Here is a 23,737-nt window from a genome sequence, read left to right as displayed (position 1 = left end):
GCGGTCAGTGGCCCATCCCGAGTCCGCCGTCGACCGGGATGACCGCCCCTGAGATGTAGCCGGCGTCGTCGCCGGCGACCCAGGCGACGACTTTCGCGACCTCGGTCGGTGTCGCGAACCGCCCGGCCGGAATGCCCTTCTTGTATTCCGCCTGGGTTGCCTCTGGTAGCTCGGCGGTCATGTCCGTCTCGATGAAACCGGGGGCGATGACATTGGCCGTGATGCCCCGCGCGCCGAGTTCGCGCGTGATCGAGCGGGCCATCCCAACGAGGCCGGCCTTCGACGCCGCGTAGTTCACCTGGCCGGGGCCGCCGTACAAGCCGACGACGCTCGAGATGAGCACGATCCGGCCGAACCGGGCTTTGAGCATGCCCTTGGACGCACGCTTGACCACCCGGAACGAGCCGCCGAGGTTCGTGTTCACCACGCTGTCGAAGTCGTCCTCGCTCATCCGCATCAGAAGCGTGTCTCGGGTGATCCCCGCGTTGGCGACCACGACCTCGACCGGTCCGAGCTTCTGCTCGATCTCGCTGAATGCTGCATCGATCGAGTCGGCGTCGGTGACGTCGGCGCGGACGGTGAGGCTGCCGGCCGGGCCCTCGCCGGACCGTGCTGTGACGGCGACCCGGTGCCCGAGTGCGACGAACTCCTCCGCGATTGCGTAGCCGATTCCGCGGTTCCCGCCTGTGACGAGTACCGTGCGCGGGGAGTTCTCAGAGTGGGGCATGTCGGCCTTCCGTTGTGGGGTGAATTCCCAGCTCGTGCGGGTGGGGGATGTCCCCTGACCCTGCTGGGGTGCGCAAACAAGCGTAGTCTTGGAGTGAATGAAACAACCATCCATCACCTCACTGCCGCCGTCGCCGGATGCGGACCGACGAGCACGAATGCTCAAGTACACGATTGCTATGAGCATCCGTGTGGTGTGTCTTGTGATGATGCTGTTCGTCGATGGCTGGTGGCTGTTCGTGTGCGCGGCAGGAGCGATCTGCCTGCCATATGTCGCTGTCGTGCTCGCCAACGTCGGTGCGCCAAGTGTTGACACGACGGTGCTGCGCCCCGGCGGTGTTGTCGCCATCCCCGAGCGGAAAACGTCTGAGCACGACGAGCAGGACCGACAGGCGTCATGATCGGACTGTTCCAGGAGCCCGCGCAGTTCACCTGCTCGCGGGCCGGGTGCCCAGCCACGGCCGGATGGCGGATCGAGTGGCGCAATCCGAAGATCCACCCGGAAGACCGGGTGAAGGTCTGGCTCGCGTGCGATGAGCACCGCGGCTACCTGCACGACTTCCTCGCTGCCCGGGACTTCCCGGTCACCACCGTCCCCCTGAGCCCGAAGGGGGCATCGTGAAGAACTGGCGATTCGTGATCAGCAAACGATGGTTCGGCTACCTGGCCGTCGCCGTGATCTTCGCGGTCGTCTGTGTGCTGCTTTCCCACTGGCAGGTGTCACGGCTCGAGGAGAAGAAGCTTGAGAACTCACGGGTTCTCGACAACTACGAGAACGATCCGATTCCCCTCACCGAGGTGCTTCTCTCGCCCGAATCCTGGCAGGATGACCTCGAATGGACACCGGTCGTGATCACCGGCAGTTACCTCGAAGAGGCGCAGGTTCTCGTGCGCAACCGGCCCAGGAACGGCCAGCCCGGTTTCGAAGTACTCACCCCGTTGCGGATGACCGACGGCAGCGTCTTCGTCGTCGACCGGGGATGGCTTCCGACTGGCAACGCCCAGGACCTCCCCGATGTGGTCCCAGCACCACCGACGGGCGAGGTCACCGTGACGGTACGGCTGAAGCCGGGCGAGCCGGCCCTCGCGGGACGCAGCGCCGCCGAGGGGCAGATCGCGACGGTTGAGCTTTCGCAGTTCGACGACCGGATCGACGCTCCGGTCTACACCGGCGCGTACGGGTTGCTGGCGTCAGAAACACCCCCACCGGCGCAGGACCGCCCGCTTCCCGCCTTCAAACCGGAACTCGACGAGGGCTCACACCTGTCGTACGCGCTGCAGTGGATCGTCTTCGGGTTGCTGGGGTTCGCGTTCCTCGGTTACGCCATCCGCGAGGAATACCGTCACCTCAACGCCGATGACCCGGCGGAGCAGGCGCGCGCGGCCGAGCGTGAACGCAAGCGCGTGGCCAAGCGCTCCGACGCCGACGTCGAGGACGACCTCCTCGACGCATCCCTGCGCTGAGCGTCAGGCCAGCTCGATCAGTTCGAGGTAATCCTTGTTCCAGTGGTCCTCGACGCCGTCAGGCAGGATGAGGACCCGCTCGGGGTTGAGCGCCTGGACAGCCCCCTCGTCGTGGCTGACCAGGACGACAGCGCCGGTGAAATGCGCAAGGGCGTCGAGGATCTCGGCGCGGCTCGCGGGGTCGAGGTTGTTCGTCGGCTCATCGAGAAGCAGAACATTCGCCCCTGAAACGACGATCATGGCAAGTGCCAGTCGTGTCTTCTCCCCACCGGACAGGACGCCGGCGGGCTTGTGTGAGTCGTCGCCGGTGAACAGGAAGGATCCGAGGACCTTTCGCGCCTCGGTTTCGGTGATGTTCGGTGAACTGGACACCATGTTCTCAAGGACGCTTCGCTTGACGTCGAGCGTCTCGTGCTCCTGCGCGAAATAGCCGATCCTGAGGCCGTGGCCCGGTTCGACCTGCCCGGTGTCTGGTTTGTCGACACCAGCGAGAATACGCAGCAGTGTCGTCTTTCCGGCACCGTTGAGGCCGAGAACCACAACCTTCGAACCGCGGTCGACGGCGAGGTCCACGGCCGTGAAGATCTCCAGCGAGCCGTAGCTGCGCGACAGATTCGACGCCATCAGCGGTGTCCGCCCGCACGGAGCGGGGTCGGGGAACCGCAGTTTGGCGACGCGCTCGACGGTACGCACCTCGTCGAGGCCGGAGAGCATTTTCTCGGCCCTGGCGACCATCTGGTGCGCTGACGCTGCTTTGGACGCCTTGGCGCCGAAACGAGCGGCCTGGAGCTGGAGCGACGTTGCCTTCTTCTCGACGTTGACGCGTTCCTTCTTGCGTCGTTCCTCGTCGGCTTCACGCTGACGCTGGTAGTTCTTCCAGTTCATGTTGTAGACGTCGATGACCTGACGGTTTCCGTCGAGATAGAACACCTTGTTGACGGTTTCGCCGACGAGTTCCACGTCGTGGGTGATGACGATGAACCCGCCGGTGTATGTCTTGAGGAACTCTCGGAGCCAGGTCACCGAGTCGGCGTCGAGGTGGTTCGTCGGTTCGTCGAGGATCATTGTGCGGGCATCGGAGAACAGGATCCTGGCCAGTTCGATCCGCCGGCGCTGCCCGCCGGACAACGTCTTCAACTGCTGGTCGAGAATCCGGTCAGGCAGGTTGAGGTTGCTGGCGATCGACGCGGCTTCCGCTTCGGCGGCGTAGCCGCCGAGCATCTGGAACCGTTCTTCGAGGTTCCCGTACTTTTTCATCGCGGCGGCACTCGTCGCGGCATCCGGCGACGCCATTCCCATCGTGGCTTCCTGCATGCCGAGGACGAGGCTGCCGAGTCCTCGAGCGTTGAGGATGCGGGTGCGCGCGAGTTCTTGAGGGTCGCCTGAACGGGGATCCTGAGGGAGGTAGCCGAGTTCTCCCGAACGTTCCACCTTGCCCTTCGACGGCTGCAGTTCGCCGGCGAGAACCTTCGTCAGCGTGGTCTTCCCAGCGCCGTTGCGGCCGACGAGGCCGATCTTGTCACCATCGGAGACGCGGAAATTGACCTCGTCCATGAGAACCCGTGCCCCGACGCGAATTTCGAGATCGTGCACACTCAGCAAAGCAGGTCCAATTCTTGACGGCGCGCCAAAAGCGGCGCGATAAACAAAGGGGTCAACCCGACAGTCTACGTGGCCCTGGCTGGGATCTCGCCCGCGCCCGTCTGACTCCCCGGCTCTCCGGTGCGCGTTCCTGGCGGCACGGCGGCGATTCGCCGGATGGCCCCCTCCAGCAGCCCGGGCGAGCACGCGATGTTCATCCGCGCGAATCCGGCACCAGGCTCACCGAATCCGGGGCCAGGACTGAGCGCGACCTTCGCTTCGCGGAGGATATGTTCGGCGGGGTCGTTCCCCCAGCCGCGACCACGGAAATCGAGCCAGGCCAAATAGCTCGCCTCAGGCCTGCACCAGCTGACCTCGGGGAGGTGCTCCCGCAGGAGACGGTCGAGCAGATCCAGGTTCGAGGTGAGCGAGCTGAGGACGCCGTCGAGCCACTCGTCGCCGTCGGTGTACGCCGCCGTCGAGGCGAGCATCCCGAACTGGCCGGTTCGCCAGGTGACCTCGTACGGCATCCGGTCGAGGATCCGGGCAGGCTCATCCCCCTCCGCCACCAGGAGAGCGCACTTCAGGCCAGCGATGTTCCAGGCCTTACTGGCTGAGTGCAACGCGAAACCCGACGCCCGGGCGGATTCGGAGACGCTGAGGTACGGCGTGAACGTGGACCCCGGGTGGACGAGCGGGGCGTGAATCTCGTCACTGATCACCCGGACGCCGTACGCGGCGGCCAGATCGGCGAGCTCCGTGAGCTCATCCCGGCTGTGCGGATGCCCGAGCGGGTTGTGCGGATTGCACAGCACGAATGCGCGGGCACCCGCGGCGAACGCTCGCTCGAGTGCGTGCAGATCGAGGCGCAGCCCGGCACCGGCGTCCACAAGCGGAACCGCAGCGACGGATGCGCCCGCCTCTGCGACGAGGTCGAAGAACGGCGGGTAGACCGGTGGCGTGATCACCACCCGGTCCCCCGGCTCGGTGACCTGGCGGAGGATCTCGACGATGCCCATGCTCACATCGGCCGTCGAGAGCAGCCTCGCACCGGTCAGATCCCAGCCCCAGCGGCGCTGCGCGAAACCGCGGAAAGCGGTAGCAAGAGGGTTGCTCGATGCGACATATCCCGCATCGCCTCGATCGATCGCGTCGTGCAGCGCACGTCGGATCGGTTCGGCGAGCGGGTAATCCATTTCAGCGACGAACATCGGCAGAACGTCTTCCGGATGCTCTGCCCACTTCTCGCTCGTGCGGGAACGCAGGATGTCGATGGGGTCGGAGGTGACAGCTGCCATCCTCCGACCATATCCGTTCGGATTCGTCAGATCGAGAAGCCGAGCGCCCGCATCATGTCTCGGCCGTCGTCCGTGATCTTCTCCGGACCCCACGGTGGCATCCAGACCCAGTTGATCCGGAACGCGTCGACGACGCCGTCCAGTGCCTGGCCGGTCTGTTCTTCGAGGACGTCGGTCAGCGGGCATCCGGCAGAGGTCAGCGTCATGTGGATGATGAGCGCGTCGTTCTCCTCATCCCAGCCCAGGTCGTAGATCAGTCCGAGGTCGACGATGTTGATCCCGAGTTCGGGATCCATCACTTCCTTGAGAGCCTCTTCGATTTCGTCGAAGCGCTGCGGGCTCAGAGTCGTCACCATGATCGAAGCCTACGCTGTCGCTTCGCCGACGAGGAAGCGGTCGTAACCCTCGTCCTCGAGCCGGTCGGCGAGTTCAGGGCCGCCCTGCTCGGCGATGCGGCCATCGACGAAGACGTGCACGAAGTCCGGCTTGATGTAGCGGAGGATGCGCGTGTAGTGGGTGATGAGGAGCACACCGAGGTTGGTGTTCTCCTTGGCACGGTTGACGCCTTCGGAGACGATCTTCAGAGCGTCGACGTCGAGTCCGGAGTCGGTCTCATCGAGGACGGCGAAGGTGGGCTTGAGCAGCTCCATCTGGAGGACCTCGTGACGCTTTTTCTCGCCGCCGGAGAATCCTTCGTTGACGTTGCGCTCGGCGAAGGTCGAATCCATCCGAAGGTTCTTCATCGAGGACTTGACGTCCTTGATCCAGTGACGGATGGGCGGCGCCTCACCGTCGATGGCTGTCTTGGCCGTGCGGAGGAAGTTCGTGACGGTGACACCGGGGATCTCGACCGGGTACTGCATGGCAAGGAAGAGACCAGCGCGGGCGCGCTCGTCGACGGTCATCGCGAGGACGTCCTGGCCGTCGAGGGTGATCGACCCTGAGTCGACCGTGTACTTCGGGTGACCGGCGATCGTGTAGGCGAGCGTGGACTTGCCTGAGCCGTTGGGGCCCATGATGGCGTGGGTCTCGCCCTTTTTGATGGTGAGGTCGACACCGCGCAGGATGGGCTTGGATCCCTGTTCGGTCTGGACGCTGACGTGCAGGTCGCGGATTTCAAGTACAGCCATGAGCTCAGATCTCTTTCGTTACGGTCGGGTCGATGAAAATGTTGCCGTCAGTCAGCTGGACCAGGTAGACCGGGACGGGTTCGTAGGCGGGAAGCGACAGAGGCTTGCCGGTGAGAAGGGAGAACTGGGAGCCGTGCGCCCAGCATTCGAGGGTGTCGTCCTCGACGAAACCCTCGGACAGCGAGATGTCTCCGTGGGTGCAGGTGTCACCGATCGCGTGGACTTCTCCGTTGCCGTCGAGGACGAGCGCGATCGGTTTGCCTTGCACGACGACACGTTTCGCCTCGTTGACCTTGAGGTCGCTGAGGGCGCAGACGAGATCGGCCACCTCTAGCGGCCGTCCGTCGAGAGGCTGGTTCCGTTCAGTTCTTCTTCGATCGCGATTTCGAGTCTTTCCTCGAGTTCGGGGTCGCCGATCTGCTGCACGATCTCGGTGAGGAATCCGCGCACGACCAGGCGGCGCGCCTCCTCTTCGGGGATGCCACGAGCCTGCAGGTAGAACAGCTGCTCGTCATCGAATCGGCCGGTGGCACTCGCATGGCCTGCGCCGGCGATGTCCCCGGTCTCGATTTCGAGGTTGGGAATGGAATCCGCCCGCGTGCCGTCGGTGAGGACGAGGTTACGGTTCTGCTCGTAGCTGTCGGTGCCGGTCGCGCTCTGGCGGATGAGGACATCGCCGACCCATACGGTGCGTGCGCCTGCACCCTGGAGTGCGCCCTTGTATGTGACCCGGCTGCGGGTGTGCGGTGCGTCGTGGTCGACGTAAACCTGCTGTTCCAGGTGCTGCCCGGCATCCGCGAAGTAGAGTCCGAGAGCTTCGACCTCGCCGCCCTGGGCGTTGAGGTGCGTTGACGGGTTGACCCGGACGACGCTCCCGCCGAGAGTGACGACGACGTGCTTCACACGAGCGTCACGGCCAACGGTCGTGAAATGCGACGCGAGGTGGACGGCGTCGTCGTCCCACTGCTGGACGGTCACCACCGTGAGGTTGGCACCCTCGCCGACGAGGATTTCGACGTTCTCGGTGAGGAGCGATGAACCCGTGTTCGCGAGGATCACGAGGCCGGTGCTGAACGGTTTTGCCTCGAGGATAACGTGCGCAGCACGGGCGCCGGAGCCCAGGTCCGAGCGGCGGACGCGGACGGTCTTCGCCTCTTCGCCGGAGACCGTGATCGCGAGAGCCTTCTCGAACTGTGTCCAGGCGTTGGCCGATGCCCGTTCTTCCGGCGTGCCCGCGCTGCCGATCCGGGTGTCCGTCCTGTCGACCCAGCGGACGTCGACGCCCTCGACCAGCGTCGCGTCGATGTCGTAGACGCCGCCGTCGAGCGGGCCGTCGATCAGATCGGCTACCCGGTCGATGGGGGTGAGCTTCCAGACCGCTTCACGCCCGGTGACCGCGGGGAAATCTTCGACGTTGGTCGAGGCGAATCGCTCGGAACGGGTTTGGATCGGGACGAGTCCCCATCCGCCGTCGGTGTGCTTCTTGTAGCCCAGCTGCCCGGTGTTCTCGAGCTTTGTGGTTGTTGCTTCCGGCGCGGAGATCGTCATTTAGCCGACCGATCCTTCCATGCCCATTTCGATGAGCTTGTTGAGTTCGAGTGCGTATTCCATCGGGAGTTCACGAGCGATGGGCTCGATGAAGCCACGGACGATCATCGCCATGGCCTCGTCCTCGGGCATGCCCCGGCTCATCAGGTAGAAGAGCTGCTCTTCGCTCACCTTGGAGACGGTGGCCTCGTGGCCGAGCTGGACGTCGTCGACCCGGATGTCGATGGCTGGGTAGGTGTCGCTCCGCGAAATGGTGTCGACGAGGAGGGCGTCACAGCGCACGGTGTTCGCCGAGTGGTGCGCATTGGCATCCACGCGGACCTCACCCCGATAACCGGCACGACCGCCGCCGCGGGCGATCGACTTGGAGACGATCGACGACTGCGTGTACGGGGCCATGTGGATCATCTTGGCGCCGGCGTCCTGGTGCTGGCCGGGGCCGGCGAACGCCACGGAGAGCGTCTCGCCCTTGGCGTGCTCCCCCATCAGGAAGATCGACGGGTACTTCATCGTCACTTTGGAGCCGATGTTTCCGTCGATCCACTCCATCGTCGCGCCCTCAGCGGCGGTGGCGCGCTTGGTGACGAGGTTGTACACGTTGTTCGACCAGTTCTGGATCGTCGTGTAACGAACGCGGGCGTTCTTCTTCACGATGATCTCGACGACGGCTGAGTGCAGTGAGTCCGACTTGTAGATCGGAGCCGTGCAACCTTCGATGTAGTGCACGTAGCTGCCCTCGTCGGCGATGATCAGCGTGCGCTCGAACTGACCCATGTTCTCGGTGTTGATCCGGAAATAGGCCTGCAGCGGAATCTCGACGTGGACGCCTGGTGGCACGTAGACGAACGATCCGCCTGACCAGACGGCGGTGTTCAGCGCGGCGAACTTGTTGTCGCCGGCCGGGATCACGGTGCCGAAGTATTCCTCGAAGAATTCCGGGTGCTCCTTGAGAGCCGTGTCAGTGTCCATGAAGATGACGCCCTGGCGTTCGAGGTCCTCGTTGATCTGGTGGTAAACGACCTCGGACTCATACTGGGCGGCGACGCCGGAGACGAGCCGCTGGCGCTCCGCCTCGGGGATTCCAAGCTTCTCGTAGGTGTTTTTGATGTCATCGGGGAGGTCATCCCAGGTCTGCGCCTGCTTCTCGGTGGAGCGGACGAAGTACTTGATGTTGTCGAAGTCGATTTCGGAGAGGTCGGCTCCCCAGGTCGGCATCGGCTTGCGCTCGAACAGGGCGAGGCCCTTGAGCCGGCGTTGCAGCATCCAATCGGGTTCGCTCTTGAGAGCGGAGATGTCGGAGACGACTTCGGGCGACACGCCGCGTCGGGCAGAAGCGCCCGCGGTGTCAGAGTCCGCCCAGCCGAATTCGTACTGCCCAAGGCTCGCGAGTTCGGGGCGGTCAATCAAAACATCTGACATGTCAACCTCTTTCCTTCTCAGCTGCGTAACAGGATTTCTGCGCGTCGCATTCCCGCGCACGACTGGACAACAGGAGTTGCTCAGAGTGTGCGGGCGGCTGATTTGCGTATCTACAATTGTTCAAGGACGGGGGCCGCGCTGCTCCCGCGCCGTTCGCTGGCGAGTGCCAGACTTAAATGCATGAACCCCTCGATTCTACAGGGTTTGCGGGTGAATAGCAGCAGGCAGCGAGCCAGTCACAGTAACAACACAAGTAGAGGAACACTCGACAGTGAACACGATCGCACAGGCCGCCAGACGTTTCTGGGACTGGCTCCCGACCAGCGTCGACCGTCGGGTCCGCGTGATCGCGTGGCTGAACCTCGCCGCGCAGACGACGCTCGTCGGCACAGGGGGCGCCGTGCGGCTCACCGGTTCAGGGCTCGGCTGCCCGACCTGGCCCAGGTGCACCGCTGAATCGTTCGTGTCGACGCCTGAAATGGGCATTCATGGCGTGATCGAGTTCGGCAACCGCACCCTCTTCTTCGTCCTTCAGATCATCGCGATTCTGGCGGTGCTGTTCGTGCTGAAGTACCGGGAGCAGCGCAGGGACATCTTCATCCTCACCGTCATCCCGGCCTGCAGCGTTCTGTTCCAGGCGGTCATCGGCGGGATCACCGTGCTCAGCGGACTCAACCCATACGTCGTCGGGCTGCACTTCGTGCTCAGCATCGTGCTCGTCGTCCTCGGCGCGGTCCTTGTCTTCCGGGTCTATCGCGGCAACAGCGCCACGGTGCGCACCGCTCCGGCCTGGCTGGCAGCGAGCACCCACGCCGCGGCGTTCTTCGTCGCAGTGACGATCGTGGTCGGCATCCTCACCACAGGCTCCGGCCCGCATGCCGGAGACAAGGGCGCTGCGCGTAACGGACTGGATTCGGAACTGCTGCAGCACGTCCACTCGTGGCCGGCATACATCACCCTCGCGCTGACGGTCGTGATCGTTGCGGCCGCGTGGCTGATTCCGGTGCCGAGCCTCCGCTTCCCCTCCGCACTCCTCCTCGTGATCGAGGGCGTGCAGATCGTCGTCGGTGTCGCGCAGGCACGGATGGGCCTCCCGGAGATCCTGGTCGGCCTGCACATGGTGCTCGCCTGTGTTCTCGCCGCTGCGATGACCATGACCGTGCTCAATCTCACAGTGTCGGCGTCCGCGCCCGTCGCGGTGGAACCTGCCGAGACGTTGCGGGCACCCTAGGGTTTCAGCGGTGCTGAGGGGTCTGTCGTGCTCGCTCCGAATCTCGGGGAGCAGCCCTTCGTGCCCTCAGCGACTCGCGGCGCTCCCCGCGCACAGCGCTCTGGGCGCCCTCACGCGAGAACCGCAGCGGGTCAGAACGGCAGCAGCGGGTCGATCCCGACGGCCAGGAACAACAACGTGAGGTAACTGATCGACCCGTGGAAGACGCGCATCGGCGACACCTTCTCGTGGTGAATGGCCAGGTTGTACAGGCGGTGCGTCTCAAAGATGAACCAACCGCCGGATGCCACGGCGACGACCGTGTAGACGATCCCCATCGATGCGACCGGGATGAGCAGCAGGGAGCAGGCAACCGTCGCCCACGCGTACAGGATGACCTGCAGTCCCACCTGCGCACGGCCGCGGACCACGGAGAGCATCGGAACGCCGGCCGACTTGTAGTCGTCACGGTATTTCATCGACAGCGGCCAGTAGTGAGGCGGAGTCCATAGGAACACCACCGCGAAGAGGATGAACGGTGCCCAGCTCAGCGAGTTCGCAACCGCAGACCAGCCGATGAGCACAGGGAAGCAGCCGGCGATGCCACCCCAAATGATGTTCTGCGAGGTCCAGCGCTTGAGCCAAAGCGTGTAGATCACGACGTAGAAGAAGATGGCACCGACCGAGAGCGCCGCTGTGAGCGCGTTCGTGGTCAGGTACAGCCAAACGGTGGATGCCACGGCGAGCACCCAGGAGAAGACGAGTGCTTCCCTGGGGCTCAGGACGCCGGTGACCAGCGGGCGATTGCTCGTGCGCTTCATCACCCTGTCGATGTCACGGTCGATGTAGCAGTTGAAGGCACCGGCGGACCCTGCGCTGAGCGACCCACCGATCACCGTTGCCAGCACGAGCCAGAGGTCGGGAATGCCGCCTTGCGCGAGGATCATCACGGGGATGGTTGTCACCAGGAGAAGTTCCATCACCCGGGGTTTCGTGAGGGAGATGTACCCTTTGACTTTGTCGACGGCGTTCACGCGTTGTGGCGTGACGCGGTCTTCTACAGCAATGTTCATCGCTCCTCTTACCGGTGGCTTGCCACCCCATTCTAGGCGAGAACTCCGCGACGGCATGGCCGATGGAAGGCTCGTCGTCTGGCGCAACCATCCCGGCACCTGGGTGCTGGGTTCCCTATACTGGAGACGCTCGCCTAACCGTTCGCGGCGCTGAGTTCTTCCTGCTCTCCTGCGGGACGGGTCGCGTGCGGCGGAGCCAATGAAGCCAATGTGCGTGTATCGCGCCTCAGCGCCGGACCAGAGATGGCCCGACGATTTCGATCAGAAGGGTCACTAAAGTGGCAGCTTTGCAATGGGATTCCATTGACAACACGGCGGTTGACACCGCCCGCCTCCTCGCAGCGGATGCGGTCGAGAAGGTCGGGAACGGCCACCCGGGTACGGCCATGAGCCTCGCGCCGGCCGCCTACCTGCTCTTCCAGAAGGTGATGCGGCGTGACCCGAGCGATCAGCACTGGCTTGGACGGGACCGCTTCGTGCTCTCCGTCGGCCACAGCTCGCTGACTCAGTACGTCCAGTTGTACCTGGGCGGTTACGGACTCGAGCTCGACGACCTCAAGTCGCTTCGCACCTGGGGATCACTCACTCCTGGACACCCCGAATTCGGCCACACCGACGGCGTTGAAATCACCACAGGACCGCTCGGTCAGGGACTCGCCTCAGCCGTGGGCTTCGCCTACGCGGCACGCTACGAGCGCGGTCTGCTCGACCCGGACACGGCCGCAGGCAAGAGCCCGTTCGACCACTTCGTCTACGTCGTCGCCGGCGACGGCGACCTGCAGGAAGGCATCACCAGCGAGGCATCCTCGCTCGCAGGCCACCAGCAGCTCGGCAACCTCATCGCCATCTACGACTCCAACCAGATTTCGATCGAAGACGACACCAACATCGCTTTCACCGAGGACGTCGCCAAGCGCTACGAGTCATACCACTGGCACGTGCAGACGGTCGACTGGAAGAAGACCGGCGACTACGTCGAGGACATCCACGCGCTGAACGACGCCATCGAAGCTGCGAAGGCCGAAACCACCCGCCCCTCGCTGATCATCCTCAAGACGATCATCGGATGGCCGAGCCCGAAGAAGCAGAACACCGGAAAGATCCACGGTTCAGCGCTCGGTGCAGACGAACTCGCCGCGGTGAAGGAAGTCCTCGGCTTCGACCCGGCCGAGAGCTTCGTCGTCTCCGATGAGGTCCTCGCCCACACCCGCAAGGCCGTCGAGCGTGGCGCCGCTGATCGGGCCGAATGGCAGAAGGGCTTCGACGCCTGGAAGACCGCAAACCCGGAAAAGAGCGCTCTCCTCGACCGCCTGCTCACCGGTGAACTGCCCGACGGCGTCGAAGACGCACTTCCGGTCTTCGAACCGGGCAAGGATGTGTCGACGCGTGCGGCATCCGGGAAGGTCCTCAACGCGCTCGGACCGGTCATCCCCGAACTCTGGGGCGGTTCGGCAGACCTCGCCGAATCCAACAACACCACCATCGAAGGTGCCGCCTCATTCGTTCCGAGCGAGCACTCCACCGGCGAATGGACCGGCAACGAGTACGGCCGTGTGCTGCACTTCGGCATCCGTGAGCACGCCATGGGTGCGATTCTCAACGGCATCGTCCTGCACGGCCCCACCCGCGCCTACGGTGGAACGTTCCTGATCTTCAGCGACTACATGCGTCCGGCTGTCCGGCTTGCGGCGCTGATGAACGTGCCGTCGATCTTCGTCTGGACCCATGACTCCGTCGCGCTCGGTGAAGACGGCCCGACGCACCAGCCGATCGAGCAGCTCGCCACCCTCCGCGCCATCCCGAACCTCGCCGTCGTCCGTCCCGGCGACGCAAACGAGGTCGGCTACGCCTGGCAGGAGATCCTCGCCCGCCGTGGCGGGCCGGCAGGAATCGCGCTGACTCGCCAGAATATTCCGGTGTTCGAACGCGGCACCGGTGAGGCATCCGGTGAGACCTTCGCCGCCGCATCGAACGTCGTAAAGGGTGCGTACATCCTCGCCGAAGCTCCGAACGGCACCCCCGACGTCATCCTGATCGCAACCGGTTCCGAGGTGCAGCTAGCCGTGAACGCCCGCGAAGCGCTCAAGGCCGACGGCGTGAACGCCCGCGTCGTCTCGGTTCCCTGCCTGGAATGGTTCGAAGAGCAGGACGCCGCGTACCAGGAGAAGGTCCTCCCCTCTGGCGTCACCGCCCGGGTATCGGTAGAGGCCGGCCTCGCGTTGACCTGGAGGAGTATCGTCGGCGATGCCGGTCGTTCCGTGTCGATCGAGCACTTCGGTGCGTCAGCTGACTACAAGACCCTGTTCCGCGAGTTCGGCATCACCACTGAAGCCGTCGTCGCCGCCGCCAAAGAAACGCTCGGCAAGTAACACCGGGCAGAAGGAAAAATCATGACTGAGAACACCCCCACCGCCCAGCTTTCCGATGCAGGCGTCAGCATCTGGCTCGACGACCTGTCCCGAGGCCGGATGGACTCCGGCAGCCTCCAGCAGCTCATCGACACCCGCAACGTCGTCGGGGTCACCACCAACCCGACGATCTTCGCCCAGGCCCTCAGCAACGGTGAAAGCTACGCCGAGCAGGTCTCCGAACTCGCGGCAGCGGGCAAGGACGTCACCGAGGCGGTCTTCGAAATCACCACCGCCGACGTCTCTCGGGCCGCTGACCTGTTCCGCCCGATCTACGACGCCTCGAACGGTTTCGACGGCCGGGTCTCGATCGAGGTCGAGCCTCGCCTCGCCCACGACGCCGCAGCGACCATCGCGGAAGCCAAGCAGCTCTGGGCGAAGATCGACAAGCCCAACGTGATGATCAAGATCCCGGCAACGGTCGAAGGCCTCGAAGCCATCACCGCCGCGATTGCGGCAGGCATCAGCGTCAACGTCACGCTCATCTTCAGCCTGCAGCGTTACCGCGAGGTCATGAACGCCTACCTCACCGGCCTCGAGCAGGCCAAAGCGGCTGGCATCGACCTGTCCACCATCCACTCCGTCGCCTCCTTCTTCGTGTCGCGTGTCGACACCGAGATCGACAAGCGTCTTGTGGCCGTCGGTACCGACGAGGCGCTCGCGCTCAAGAGCAAGTCGGGCGTCGCCAACGCCCAGCTCGCCTACGAGGTCTTCGAGCAGACCTTCGCTTCGGAGCGCGCTGCAGGTCTGCTCGCCGCCGGTGCCAACAAGCAGCGTCCGCTGTGGGCGTCGACCGGAGTCAAGGACCCGAACCTGCCAGACACCCTCTACGTGACCCAGCTCGTCGCCGATGGTGTGGTCAACACCATGCCTGAGAAGACCCTCGAGGCGACCTTCGACCACGGCCAGATCGACGGCGACACCGTCACCGGTTCGTACGACGAGGCGAACAAGGCCCTCGACGCCATCGCAGCCCTCGGCATCTCATATGACGACGTCACCGCGCTCCTCGAGAAGGAGGGCGTTGAGAAGTTCATCGTCTCCTGGAATGAGCTCCTTGACACCGTCACCCAAGCACTGGCGGCCGCAAAATGAGCTTCAAGATCCACGTCTCCGGCGCCGCACAGGCTGCGGTAGACGCGGTCGTGCCCACTCTCGTGGCCGACATGGTCGCTTCAGGGATCACCGGTCAGGACGCCGCCCTATGGGGTTCGAACTCGGAGGAGGAAGCGTCCAAGCGGCTCGGCTGGACCGAGGCGACCACGGTCTCGCGTCCCCTGGTTCCCGAGATCGAGGCGCTCCGCGCCGAACTCTCGGAAGCAGGAGTGGAGCACATCGTCCTCGCCGGGATGGGTGGCTCGTCCCTCGCGCCCGAGGTGATCACCCGCACCCTGGGCGGCAACCTGACGGTTCTCGATTCGACGGCTCCCGGCCAGGTCCTCGCGGCCCTCGCCGACCGACTTGAGGCATCCGCCCTCGTCGTGTCGTCGAAATCCGGGTCGACCGTTGAGACGGACAGCCAGCGCCGCGCGTACGAGAAAGCGTTCACCGACGCCGGAATCGACCCGCGCGGCCGCATCATCGTCGTCACCGACCCGGGCTCCCCGCTCGACGCCTCCGCCCGTGAAGCCGGCTACCGCGTCTTCAACGCCGACCCGAACGTCGGCGGCCGGTACTCGGCTCTCACCGCTTTCGGCCTGGTGCCGTCAGGGCTGGCGGGTGTCGACGTCGGTGCGCTTCTGGATGAGGCGGATTCGGTCGCCGTGGAGCTGTCGATCGATGACAAGCACAACCCTGGCCTGATCCTCGGCGCGGCGATCGCCGGGACGAGCCCGCTTCGCGACAAGCTGGCCATCGTCGCCGACGGCACGCACATCGTCGGATTCGCCGACTGGGCTGAACAGCTTCTGGCTGAGTCGACCGGTAAGCAGGGCACGGGGCTGCTGCCCGTCGTCGTCGACACGTTCGCTCCCGAACTCTCCGGCGGATACCCCGACGTCCAGGTGGTCCGCCTGGTCGATGACGCCACCCAGCTGCACCTGTTCCCGCGGGACCGTCACGAGGGCGAGATCCTTGTCTCGGGTACGCTCGGTGCGCAGATCCTGGTCTGGGAATACGCGACGGTGATTGCCGGACGGATCCTCGGCATCAACCCCTTCGACCAGCCTGACGTGGAATCTGCCAAGATCGCAACGCGCGGCCTCCTCGACGCACGCCCGGAGCCGACAGCGCCGCTGTTCTCCGAGAACGGCATCGAAGTACGCGGCGACGCGAGGGTGCTTGGGCAGGCGGCGACGGTGAAGCAGGCGATCGACGCTTTGGTCGCTCAACTTGACGACAACGGCTACCTCGCGGTGCAGGCCTATGTCGACCGGGTCGCACTCCCCCAGCTGGAAGGCATCCGCAGCATGCTCGCTGGTGTTGCCGGACGGCCGGTCACCTTCGGGTGGGGCCCGCGGTTCCTGCACTCCACCGGACAGTTCCACAAGGGCGGTCCAGCGGTAGGCGTTTTCCTGCAGATCACCCAGGACTCCCCGACCGACCTGGACGTCCCAGGTCGCCCGTTCACCTTCGGTCAGCTGATCCAGGCGCAGGCGCAGGGCGATGCGAGCGTGCTCGCGGATGCCGGTCGCCCGGTCGTCACTCTTCGCCTGACGGATCCGGAGAACAACATCGTGTCATTGTTTGAGGCCATCAACTAGCGAACGCTGGTTGGCCGTTACCTAGGAGCTGCATGTCCCCGGTGGATATCACCCCCGAATCCAACCCCCTTCGGGTGGATTCCGATCGTCGTCTGAACCGCATCGCCGGGCCAAGCGGACTCATCATCTTCGGTGTGACAGGTGACCTGTCCCGCAAGAAGCTGATGCCGGCGGTTTACGACCTCGCGAACCGGGGACTGCTTCCTCCCGGTTTCTCCCTGGTGGGTTTCGCCAGGAGAGACTGGGAGGACCAGGACTTCATGGAGGTCGTGCACGAAGCGGTGAAGACATACGCCCGCACGGAATACCGGGAGGAAGTCTGGAATCAGCTCGCACAGGGCATCCGCTTCGTCCCGGGCGAGTTCAGTGACGACAAGGCGTTCGAGCACCTCAAGGAGACCGTCGAGAAGCTGGATGTCGAGCGCGGGACCATGGGCAACCATGCGTTCTACCTGTCGATCCCGCCGAAGGCGTTCCCCGCTGTCACCGAGCAGCTGCGACGTTCAGGACTCGCGGACGCCAGCGAAGGCCAGTGGCGCCGAGTGGTCATCGAGAAGCCGTTCGGGTCCAACCTCAAGACTGCTCGCGAGCTGAACACCGTCGTCGAATCGGTCTTCCCGGCCGACTCCGTGTTCCGGATCGACCACTACCTGGGCAAGGAGACGGTGCAGAACATCCTCGCGCTGCGCTTCGCGAATCAGATGTTCGAGCCGATCTGGAACTCGCATTTCGTCGACCACGTGCAGATCAGCATGGCGGAGGACATCGGCGTCGGCGGACGGGCGGGGTACTACGACGGGATCGGCGCCGCGCGCGACGTCATCCAGAACCACATCCTGCAGCTTCTCGCTCTCACGGCCATGGAGGAGCCCCTGTCGTTCGACGCGAAGGACCTCCGGGCCGAAAAGGAGAAGGTTCTCGCCGCTGTGAGCCTGCCGGCGGATCTCGGCACTGCGACCGCTCGTGGTCAGTACGCAGGCGGTTGGCAGGGGGGCGAGAAGGTGCCAGGCTTCCTCGAAGAGGACGGCATGTCCTCCGACTCCACCACCGAGACCTACGCGGCGATGCGTCTCGACATCAAGACCCGTCGCTGGGACGGCGTCCCGTTCTACCTTCGGGCAGGCAAGCGCCTCGGCCGCCGGGTGACCGAAATCGCCGTCGTGTTCAAACGCGCGCCGCAGTTCCTTTTCGCGGAAAGCCAGACATCCGAGCTCGGCCAGAACGCCCTCGTCATCAGGGTGCAGCCGGACGAGGGTGTGACCATCCGCTTCGGTTCCAAGGTTCCAGGTGCCGGCACCCAGGTGCGCGACGTGACCATGGACTTCGGTTACGGCCACGCGTTCACCGAGGCGAGCCCTGAGGCGTACGAGCGACTCATCCTCGATGTACTGCTCGGCGACCCGCCTTTGTTCCCTCGGCACGCGGAGGTCGAGCTGTCGTGGAAGATCCTCGACCCGATCGAAGAATACTGGGCCGCTCAGGGCGGTCCTCTCGAACAGTACCTGCCGGGCTCCTGGGGCCCGAACTCCGCCGACGAGCTTTTGGCCCGCGACGGACGCACTTGGAGGCGACCATGATTGTCGATCTGCCCGACACCACCATCAGCAAACTGTCGAAGCGACTCGTCACCCTGCGGGAAGACGGCGGAGCCGTCGCGCTCGGCCGCGTTCTCACCCTCGTCATCGTCTCGCAGCTGGGCGAAGAGGAGGAGGCGATCGAAGCAGCGAACGACGCATCCCGCGAGCATCCGATGCGGGTCCTCGTGTTCTCCAGGATTCCGGCGAGCAACGGCGACTCCGCGCGGATCGACGCGCAGATCCGGGTCGGTGGGGACGCCGGCGCAAGCGAAGTGATCATCCTGCGCGCATATGGTGAAGCAGCCGACAACGAGGTCAGCCTCATCAACGGCCTGCTCCTGCCCGACGCCCCCGTGGTCGCCTGGTGGCCGATCGAGGCACCGGTCGACGTGGCCAAAACGGCGATCGGTCAGATCGCTCAGCGCCGGATAACGGATGCCTCCGAGCACGAGGACCCGCATGCGGCCCTTCTGGACCTGTCCCGCGCGTACGCGCCTGGCGACACGGATTTTGCGTGGACCAGGCTCACCCTCTGGCGTGCTCAGCTCGCCGCGGTTCTCGACCAGCCACCCTATGAACCGGTGACCGGCGTGACGGTGGCCGGTGCCGCCGACTCGACGTCCACAGTCCTGCTCGCCGCCTGGCTGCAGATGCAGCTTCAGGTGCCCGTTGTCCAGGAGCTGACCGCTCGAGGCTCAGGCGATACCGGCATCCACGGGGTGCGACTGACCCGCGCGAGCGGAGACATCGTGCTGGAGCGCCCGCACGACACCATCGCTAAACTCACACAGCCAAATCAGCCGACTCATGAGTTGAGCCTGCCGAGGCGGAGTCTGCGCGACTGCCTCGCCGAGGAACTGCGCCGGCTCGACCCTGATCCGTTGTACGGTGAAGTGATCACCAAGGGTGTGCGCCAGCTCGATGTGGAGAGCGCCACCGGGGAAGGTAAGACTCAATGACGAACGAACGACGCGTGCTCGTGCACGCCGACAGCGACGCCCTGGCTGCCTCCATCACGGCACGGTTCCTGACCAAGACGGTCGACCTGCTCGACGAGTACGACCGGGTCAACCTCGTGCTCGAGGGCGGCCGTGTCGCGATCAAGATCCTCGGCTCCATCAACGCGTCGCCCGCAAGGGACAGCGTCGACTGGTCCCGCGTGCACTTCTGGTGGGGCGACGAGCGTTGGCTCCCGGCTGGTGACCCTGAGCGTAACGAGGCCAAAGCGCGGGAGGCTCTGCTCGATCACATCGACATCCCCGCGGCCAACATTCACGCCTGCGCGTCCTCGGACGGCTCGCTCGACCTGGATGCGGCGGCGGCGGCCTACGCGGAAGAGCTGGCGGCGAACGCCGACGGCGAGAACCGGCTGCCCCGCTTCGATATCACCTTCCTCGGCGTGGGTCCTGACGGCCACACGGCATCCCTGTTCCCTGACCGACCTGAGGTCCTCGAACGTGACGCGACGGTTGTGGCTGTGCGCAACTCCCCCAAGCCGCCCCCTGAGCGCATCAGCCTCACCCGCTCGGCGATCAATTCGTCGCAGCGGATCTGGGTGGCGCTCTCCGGAGCAGACAAGGCGTCGGTCCTCGGTCTCGCCCTTGCCGGCGCCGCATACACCGAGGTTCCCATCGCCGGGATGAAGGGCCGCAAACGGACGGTGTTCTTCGTCGACGCCGACGCGGCATCCGAAGTCCCCGAGAATCTCATCGCCCCGAGCTACTGAGCCTGCTCGCAGTCACAGAAGAAGCCCCCGTCGATTCCGACGGGGGCTTCTTCTGTTCCGGTCACACCGGAGCGCGAGTATTACTGTGCGGTTCCGCGTCGCGCGCGCAGCTGCTGGAGTGCCTCATCGAGAAGGGCCTCAGCCTCTTCCTCGGTGCGACGCTCCTTCACATACGCGAGGTGAGTCTTGTACGGCTCCAGCTTGGCGATCTCAGGCGGGTTGGCCTGGTTGCGCCCGGCCGGGAGACCGGATGACGGGCTGTCGATCGTTTCGGGGATCTCGTCGTCGGGAAGGCTGGCAGAGAAATGCCGGACCGTCTCGTTGCCGAGGATGTCCCAGTACGAGACCGCGATGCGATCAGCATGGAAGCCATGGTCCTGCTCGCCCATTGGGCCTGCACCCACACGTGAACCACGAATTGCGCTACCTCCGGCAGCCATATGTTCCTCCTACACGCCCACGGAGAACTTGGTGATGAGACCAAGCGCAACGATCGAGCTGAACCAAACGAGAGCGAGTACGACGGTGAACCGGTTGAGGTTACGTTCGGCAACACCGGATGAGCCAAGGCTCGATCCCATGCCGCCGCCGAACATATCCGACAATCCACCACCGCGCCCCTTGTGCAAGAGGATGAGGAATGTGAGCAGGAGGCTCGTGATTCCGAGCACCACCTGCAAAACGACCTGGAGTATCTCCACAAAGGACCTTTCATGTGGCGGCCATGGAGTTCCATGAACCGCGCTCAATTATAGCGTGAGGCTGCGGCCGTCAGAGTCCGACGTGCTTCTGGTACCGCACGATGCTCGAGAACTCGTTCACGTCGAGGCTCGCGCCTCCGACGAGTGCGCCGTCGACATTGGGCTCACGCATGAACCCGGCGATGTTCGATGACTTGACCGACCCGCCGTAGAGGATGCGTGTCTTCTGGGCCACGTCTTCCCCCAGGGCCTCGACGAGCACGGCCCGCAAAGCTGCCGCCACCTGCTCGGCCTGCTCAGGGGTGGCCGCCTGGCCGGAGCCGATCGCCCAGACTGGCTCGTAGGCCACGACGATGTCGACTGTCGATGTGATGCCGGCGATGGCCGCTCTCAGCTGCGCGACGGGCACGGCGCTTGGGCCGTGCTTCTCGAGATCCTCTGCGGTCTCGCCCACACAGATGATCGGCACCAGGTTGTGCCTGAGCGCCGCGCGGACCTTTCCTGAGACCTGCTCGTCCGACTCAGCGTGCAGTGTGCGCCGTTCGGAGTGCCCGATGAGAACGTAGCCGCAGTCGAGGGCGGTGAGGAACGCACCGGAGATCTCCCCGGTGTACGCGCCGGAGTCGTGCTCAGACAGGTCCTGAGCGCCGAAGGCGATCGGGAGCTTGTCGGCCGCGACGAGCGTCTGCACGCTGCGCAGGTCGGTGAACGGCGGAAAGACCGCCACCTCCACGCTGGCCACGTCGTGTTTGGCATCTGCCAGACCCCAGGCGAGCTTCTGGACAAAAGCGATGGACTGGAGGTGATCCAGGTTCATCTTCCAGTTGCCCGCGATCAGCGGCGTCCGTCGAACGGATCCTGTCATTGTTCCCATCCCAAAATCTCCAGTCCCGGGAGCCGCTTGCCCTCGAGGAATTCGAGGCTCGCGCCGCCACCGGTCGATATGTGTCCGAATTGATCGTCGTCGAAGCCCAGTTCGCGCACCGCGGCTGCTGAGTCGCCGCCACCGACCACACTGAGTCCATCGACGTCAGTGAGCGCCTGCGCGACGGTCTTGGTTCCCGCGGCGAACGGCGCGAGTTCGAAGACACCCATCGGCCCGTTCCAGAACACGGTTCGGGATGCACGGATGATGTCGGCGAAGCGGGCCGACGTCTCAGGCCCGATGTCAAGGCCGAGGCCGGAGGCGCCGAAAGCAGTGTCTTCGATGGCGTCAGCGGCCTGGACGACGTGCTCCGCGTCCGCACTGAACGACGCCGCGACGACGACATCCGTCGGCAGGACGATGTCGACTCCGAGCTTTTCCGCCTCGGCGAGGTAACCCCTCACCGTGTCGAGCTGGTCCTTCTCGAGCAGGCTCGAGCCGACCTTGTGCCCTTGAGCGGCCAGGAAGGTGAAGAGCATCCCTCCGCCGATGAGGAGAGTGTCGACCCTGGGCAGCAGATGACCGATGACCCCGAGTTTGTCGGAGACCTTCGATCCGCCGAGGACGACGGTGTACGGGCGCTCAGGCGACTCGGTGAGCCGATCGAGGACATCGAGTTCGGTGGAGATCAGCTGACCGGCCGCGCTCGGCAGGAGCTTCGGGAGCTCGTACACGCTGGCCTGCTTGCGGTGCACGACGCCGAACCCGTCGGAGACGAATGCGTCGCCGAAGGCAGCGAGCTTCTGGGCGAAGACGGTGCGTTCTTCCTCGTCCTTGCTGGTCTCCCCCGGGTTGAACCTGAGGTTCTCCAGGATGGCGACCTGGCCGTCTTGGAGTGCGTCGACGACCTTCTGTGCGTCGGGGCCGACGGTGTCGGAAGCGAAGGGAACCACGGAACCGAGAAGCTCGGAGAGCCGCTTGGCCACGGGGGCGAGGCTGTACCGGGCGTCCGGGGCGCCGTCGGGCCGACCCAGGTGCGAGATCACGACAACCCGTGCTCCGTTGTCGAGCAGGGCTTTCAGCGTGGGCAGCGATGCGCGCACGCGCCCGTCGTCGGTGATGACCCCGTCCTTGAGAGGAACATTGAGGTCACACCGAACGACGATGCGCGTGCCGGCGATCGAGCCAAGCGATTCGAGAGTGCGAAGCGACACGGCTGCGTTTCTAGAGACGGTCTGCGACGTACTCGGTGAGGTCGACGAGGCGGTTGGAGTAACCCCACTCGTTGTCGTACCAGCTCACCAGCTTGACCTGGTTGCCCATGACGCGCAGGAGGCCGGCGTCGAAGATGGACGAGTGCGGGTCGGCGACGATGTCGCTCGAGACGATCTCGTCTTCGGTGTACTTGAGGATTCCCTTGAGCGGGCCTTCGGCTGCAGCCTTGTACGCCGCCTTGACCTCGTCGACCGTGACCGGACGGGACGACTCGACGGTCAAATCGGTGATCGAGCCGGTCGGAACCGGGACGCGGAGCGCGAAGCCGTCGAGCTTGCCCTTCAGCTCGGGCAGGACGAGGCCGATCGCCTTCGCTGCACCGGTGGAGGTCGGGACGATGTTGACTGCGGCTGCGCGTGCACGACGGAGGTCGCTGTGCGGGCCGTCCTGCAGGTTCTGATCTGCGGTGTAGGCGTGCACGGTGGTCATCAGTCCGCGTTCGATACCGAACTCGTCGTTGAAGACCTTGGCGAGCGGCGCGAGGCAGTTCGTCGTGCAGGATGCGTTGGAGATGATGTGGTGGTTCTCCGGGTCGTACAGGTGTTCGTTGACGCCCAGAACGAACGTCGCGTCCTCGCCCTTGGCCGGCGCAGAGATCAGGACCTTCTTGGCACCAGCGGTGATGTGCTTTTTGGCGTCGACAGCGTCGGTGAAGAAACCGGTGGACTCGATGACGATGTCGACACCGAGCTCGCCCCATGGCAGGTTCGCCGGGTCGCGCTCGGCGAACACCTTGATGGCCTTGCCGTCGACGACGATCTGCTCGCCGTCGAACTCGACGGTGGCGTCGAGACGGCCGTTGATCGAGTCGTACTTGAGAAGGTGGGCAAGAGTCTTGTTGTCGGTGAGGTCATTGACCGCGACAATTTCGAGGTCGCTGCCCTTGGCAAGAGCTGCGCGGAAGTAGTTGCGGCCGATGCGGCCGAACCCGTTGATACCGATCTTTACGGACAAGGATCTCTCCTGTTTCTGTGGCGCCGAAGCGCATTCTTGTGTTGGACCGTTGGGGTGGGAGAAGGAAATGGTCGTCCGGG

24 protein-coding genes are annotated in these 23,737 nt (G+C 64.7%); 10 read left to right on the top strand and 14 right to left on the bottom strand.

The window, feature by feature from the left end; translation table 11 throughout:
* Positions 1 to 4 precede the first annotated feature (4 nt).
* Positions 5 to 727 (bottom strand): beta-ketoacyl-ACP reductase, encoded by a 723-nt coding sequence (locus JWP90_RS00350; RefSeq protein WP_297358418.1) that lies wholly within the window; start codon positions 725 to 727, stop codon positions 5 to 7.
* Positions 728 to 824: 97 nt separating this feature from the next.
* Here JWP90_RS00350 and JWP90_RS00345 point away from each other — a divergent pair, with 97 nt between their 5' ends.
* From JWP90_RS00345 to JWP90_RS00335, 3 genes are read left to right on the top strand one after another with little or no spacing between them, the layout of a single operon-like run.
* Complete coding sequence (locus JWP90_RS00345) at positions 825 to 1,127, top strand: DUF3099 domain-containing protein (protein WP_297358416.1); 303 nt, start codon at positions 825 to 827, stop codon at positions 1,125 to 1,127.
* Positions 1,124 to 1,348 carry a hypothetical protein gene (locus JWP90_RS00340; RefSeq protein ID WP_297358414.1) on the top strand — a complete coding sequence of 75 codons (225 nt, stop codon included), beginning with the start codon at positions 1,124 to 1,126 and terminating at the stop codon, positions 1,346 to 1,348. The genes JWP90_RS00345 and JWP90_RS00340 overlap by 4 nt, the downstream gene beginning before the upstream one ends.
* Positions 1,345 to 2,190, top strand: a complete 846-nt coding sequence (locus JWP90_RS00335; protein WP_297358411.1) for an SURF1 family protein — start codon at positions 1,345 to 1,347, stop codon at positions 2,188 to 2,190. Before JWP90_RS00340 ends, JWP90_RS00335 begins: the two co-directional genes overlap by 4 nt.
* 3 nt (positions 2,191 to 2,193) lie before the next feature.
* Here the strand turns inward: JWP90_RS00335 and JWP90_RS00330 are convergent, their stop codons facing one another.
* From JWP90_RS00330 to sufB, 7 genes are all read right to left on the bottom strand, one after another.
* Positions 2,194 to 3,792 (bottom strand): ABC-F family ATP-binding cassette domain-containing protein, encoded by a 1,599-nt coding sequence (locus tag JWP90_RS00330; RefSeq protein WP_297358409.1) that lies wholly within the window; start codon positions 3,790 to 3,792, stop codon positions 2,194 to 2,196.
* 65 nt (positions 3,793 to 3,857) lie between these two features.
* The gene (locus JWP90_RS00325) at positions 3,858 to 5,069 is read right to left on the bottom strand and encodes an aminotransferase class I/II-fold pyridoxal phosphate-dependent enzyme (protein ID WP_297358407.1); all 1,212 of its coding nucleotides are present in this window, start codon (positions 5,067 to 5,069) and stop codon (positions 3,858 to 3,860) included.
* A gap of 26 nt (positions 5,070 to 5,095) precedes the next feature.
* On the bottom strand, positions 5,096 to 5,425 hold the full coding sequence (locus JWP90_RS00320; RefSeq protein WP_297358405.1) for a metal-sulfur cluster assembly factor: 330 nt from the start codon (positions 5,423 to 5,425) through the stop codon (positions 5,096 to 5,098).
* Positions 5,426 to 5,434: 9 nt separating this feature from the next.
* Complete coding sequence (sufC, locus tag JWP90_RS00315) at positions 5,435 to 6,199, bottom strand: Fe-S cluster assembly ATPase SufC (RefSeq protein WP_297358403.1); 765 nt, start codon at positions 6,197 to 6,199, stop codon at positions 5,435 to 5,437.
* A gap of 4 nt (positions 6,200 to 6,203) precedes the next feature.
* Positions 6,204 to 6,527, bottom strand: a complete 324-nt coding sequence (locus JWP90_RS00310; protein WP_297358401.1) for a non-heme iron oxygenase ferredoxin subunit — start codon at positions 6,525 to 6,527, stop codon at positions 6,204 to 6,206.
* Between the two features lie 2 nt (positions 6,528 to 6,529).
* Positions 6,530 to 7,747: a Fe-S cluster assembly protein SufD gene (gene sufD, locus JWP90_RS00305; protein ID WP_297358399.1), complete on the bottom strand. Its 1,218-nt coding sequence runs from the start codon at positions 7,745 to 7,747 to the stop codon at positions 6,530 to 6,532.
* Positions 7,748 to 9,166, bottom strand: coding sequence for a Fe-S cluster assembly protein SufB (sufB, locus tag JWP90_RS00300; protein ID WP_297358397.1), 1,419 nt, complete (start codon positions 9,164 to 9,166; stop codon positions 7,748 to 7,750).
* Positions 9,167 to 9,437: 271 nt separating this feature from the next.
* On the opposite strand from sufB, the gene JWP90_RS00295 reads away from it, so the two are divergent.
* Positions 9,438 to 10,397, top strand: a complete 960-nt coding sequence (locus tag JWP90_RS00295) for a COX15/CtaA family protein (protein ID WP_297358395.1) — start codon at positions 9,438 to 9,440, stop codon at positions 10,395 to 10,397.
* Between the two features lie 131 nt (positions 10,398 to 10,528).
* On the opposite strand, the gene JWP90_RS00290 is transcribed toward JWP90_RS00295, so the two are convergent.
* Positions 10,529 to 11,449, bottom strand: coding sequence for a heme o synthase (locus JWP90_RS00290; protein ID WP_297358393.1), 921 nt, complete (start codon positions 11,447 to 11,449; stop codon positions 10,529 to 10,531).
* Positions 11,450 to 11,727: 278 nt separating this feature from the next.
* Here JWP90_RS00290 and tkt point away from each other — a divergent pair, with 278 nt between their 5' ends.
* From tkt to pgl, 6 genes are read left to right on the top strand one after another with little or no spacing between them, the layout of a single operon-like run.
* On the top strand, positions 11,728 to 13,818 hold the full coding sequence (gene tkt / locus JWP90_RS00285; protein ID WP_297358391.1) for a transketolase: 2,091 nt from the start codon (positions 11,728 to 11,730) through the stop codon (positions 13,816 to 13,818).
* Positions 13,819 to 13,839: 21 nt separating this feature from the next.
* Positions 13,840 to 14,952 carry a transaldolase gene (tal, locus tag JWP90_RS00280; RefSeq protein ID WP_297358389.1) on the top strand — a complete coding sequence of 371 codons (1,113 nt, stop codon included), beginning with the start codon at positions 13,840 to 13,842 and terminating at the stop codon, positions 14,950 to 14,952.
* Positions 14,949 to 16,559: a glucose-6-phosphate isomerase gene (locus tag JWP90_RS00275; RefSeq protein ID WP_297358387.1), complete on the top strand. Its 1,611-nt coding sequence runs from the start codon at positions 14,949 to 14,951 to the stop codon at positions 16,557 to 16,559. Before tal ends, JWP90_RS00275 begins: the two co-directional genes overlap by 4 nt.
* A gap of 32 nt (positions 16,560 to 16,591) precedes the next feature.
* Positions 16,592 to 18,136, top strand: a complete 1,545-nt coding sequence (gene zwf, locus JWP90_RS00270) for a glucose-6-phosphate dehydrogenase (protein WP_297358385.1) — start codon at positions 16,592 to 16,594, stop codon at positions 18,134 to 18,136.
* Positions 18,133 to 19,095, top strand: coding sequence for a glucose-6-phosphate dehydrogenase assembly protein OpcA (locus JWP90_RS00265; RefSeq protein ID WP_297358383.1), 963 nt, complete (start codon positions 18,133 to 18,135; stop codon positions 19,093 to 19,095). Before zwf ends, JWP90_RS00265 begins: the two co-directional genes overlap by 4 nt.
* Positions 19,092 to 19,862, top strand: coding sequence for a 6-phosphogluconolactonase (gene pgl, locus JWP90_RS00260; RefSeq protein WP_297358381.1), 771 nt, complete (start codon positions 19,092 to 19,094; stop codon positions 19,860 to 19,862). Before JWP90_RS00265 ends, pgl begins: the two co-directional genes overlap by 4 nt.
* An 80-nt stretch (positions 19,863 to 19,942) precedes the next feature.
* Here pgl and JWP90_RS00255 read toward each other — a convergent pair whose 3' ends face one another.
* From JWP90_RS00255 to gap, 5 genes are all read right to left on the bottom strand, one after another.
* Positions 19,943 to 20,302 (bottom strand): RNA polymerase-binding protein RbpA, encoded by a 360-nt coding sequence (locus JWP90_RS00255; protein ID WP_297358379.1) that lies wholly within the window; start codon positions 20,300 to 20,302, stop codon positions 19,943 to 19,945.
* A gap of 9 nt (positions 20,303 to 20,311) precedes the next feature.
* Complete coding sequence (secG, locus tag JWP90_RS00250; RefSeq protein WP_297358376.1) at positions 20,312 to 20,563, bottom strand: preprotein translocase subunit SecG; 252 nt, start codon at positions 20,561 to 20,563, stop codon at positions 20,312 to 20,314.
* 70 nt (positions 20,564 to 20,633) lie between these two features.
* Positions 20,634 to 21,428 carry a triose-phosphate isomerase gene (gene tpiA, locus JWP90_RS00245; RefSeq protein WP_297358374.1) on the bottom strand — a complete coding sequence of 265 codons (795 nt, stop codon included), beginning with the start codon at positions 21,426 to 21,428 and terminating at the stop codon, positions 20,634 to 20,636.
* Positions 21,425 to 22,642, bottom strand: coding sequence for a phosphoglycerate kinase (gene pgk, locus JWP90_RS00240; protein WP_297358372.1), 1,218 nt, complete (start codon positions 22,640 to 22,642; stop codon positions 21,425 to 21,427). The genes tpiA and pgk overlap by 4 nt, the downstream gene beginning before the upstream one ends.
* 10 nt (positions 22,643 to 22,652) lie before the next feature.
* Complete coding sequence (gap, locus tag JWP90_RS00235; RefSeq protein WP_297358370.1) at positions 22,653 to 23,657, bottom strand: type I glyceraldehyde-3-phosphate dehydrogenase; 1,005 nt, start codon at positions 23,655 to 23,657, stop codon at positions 22,653 to 22,655.
* Positions 23,658 to 23,737: the final 80 nt, after the last annotated feature.

This window comes from Mycetocola sp. (assembly GCF_025464835.1).
Lineage (GTDB): Bacteria > Actinomycetota > Actinomycetes > Actinomycetales > Microbacteriaceae > Mycetocola_A.
The sequence above is the reverse complement of the archived record's forward strand: the minus strand, read 5'-3'. Positions and strand labels throughout refer to the sequence as shown.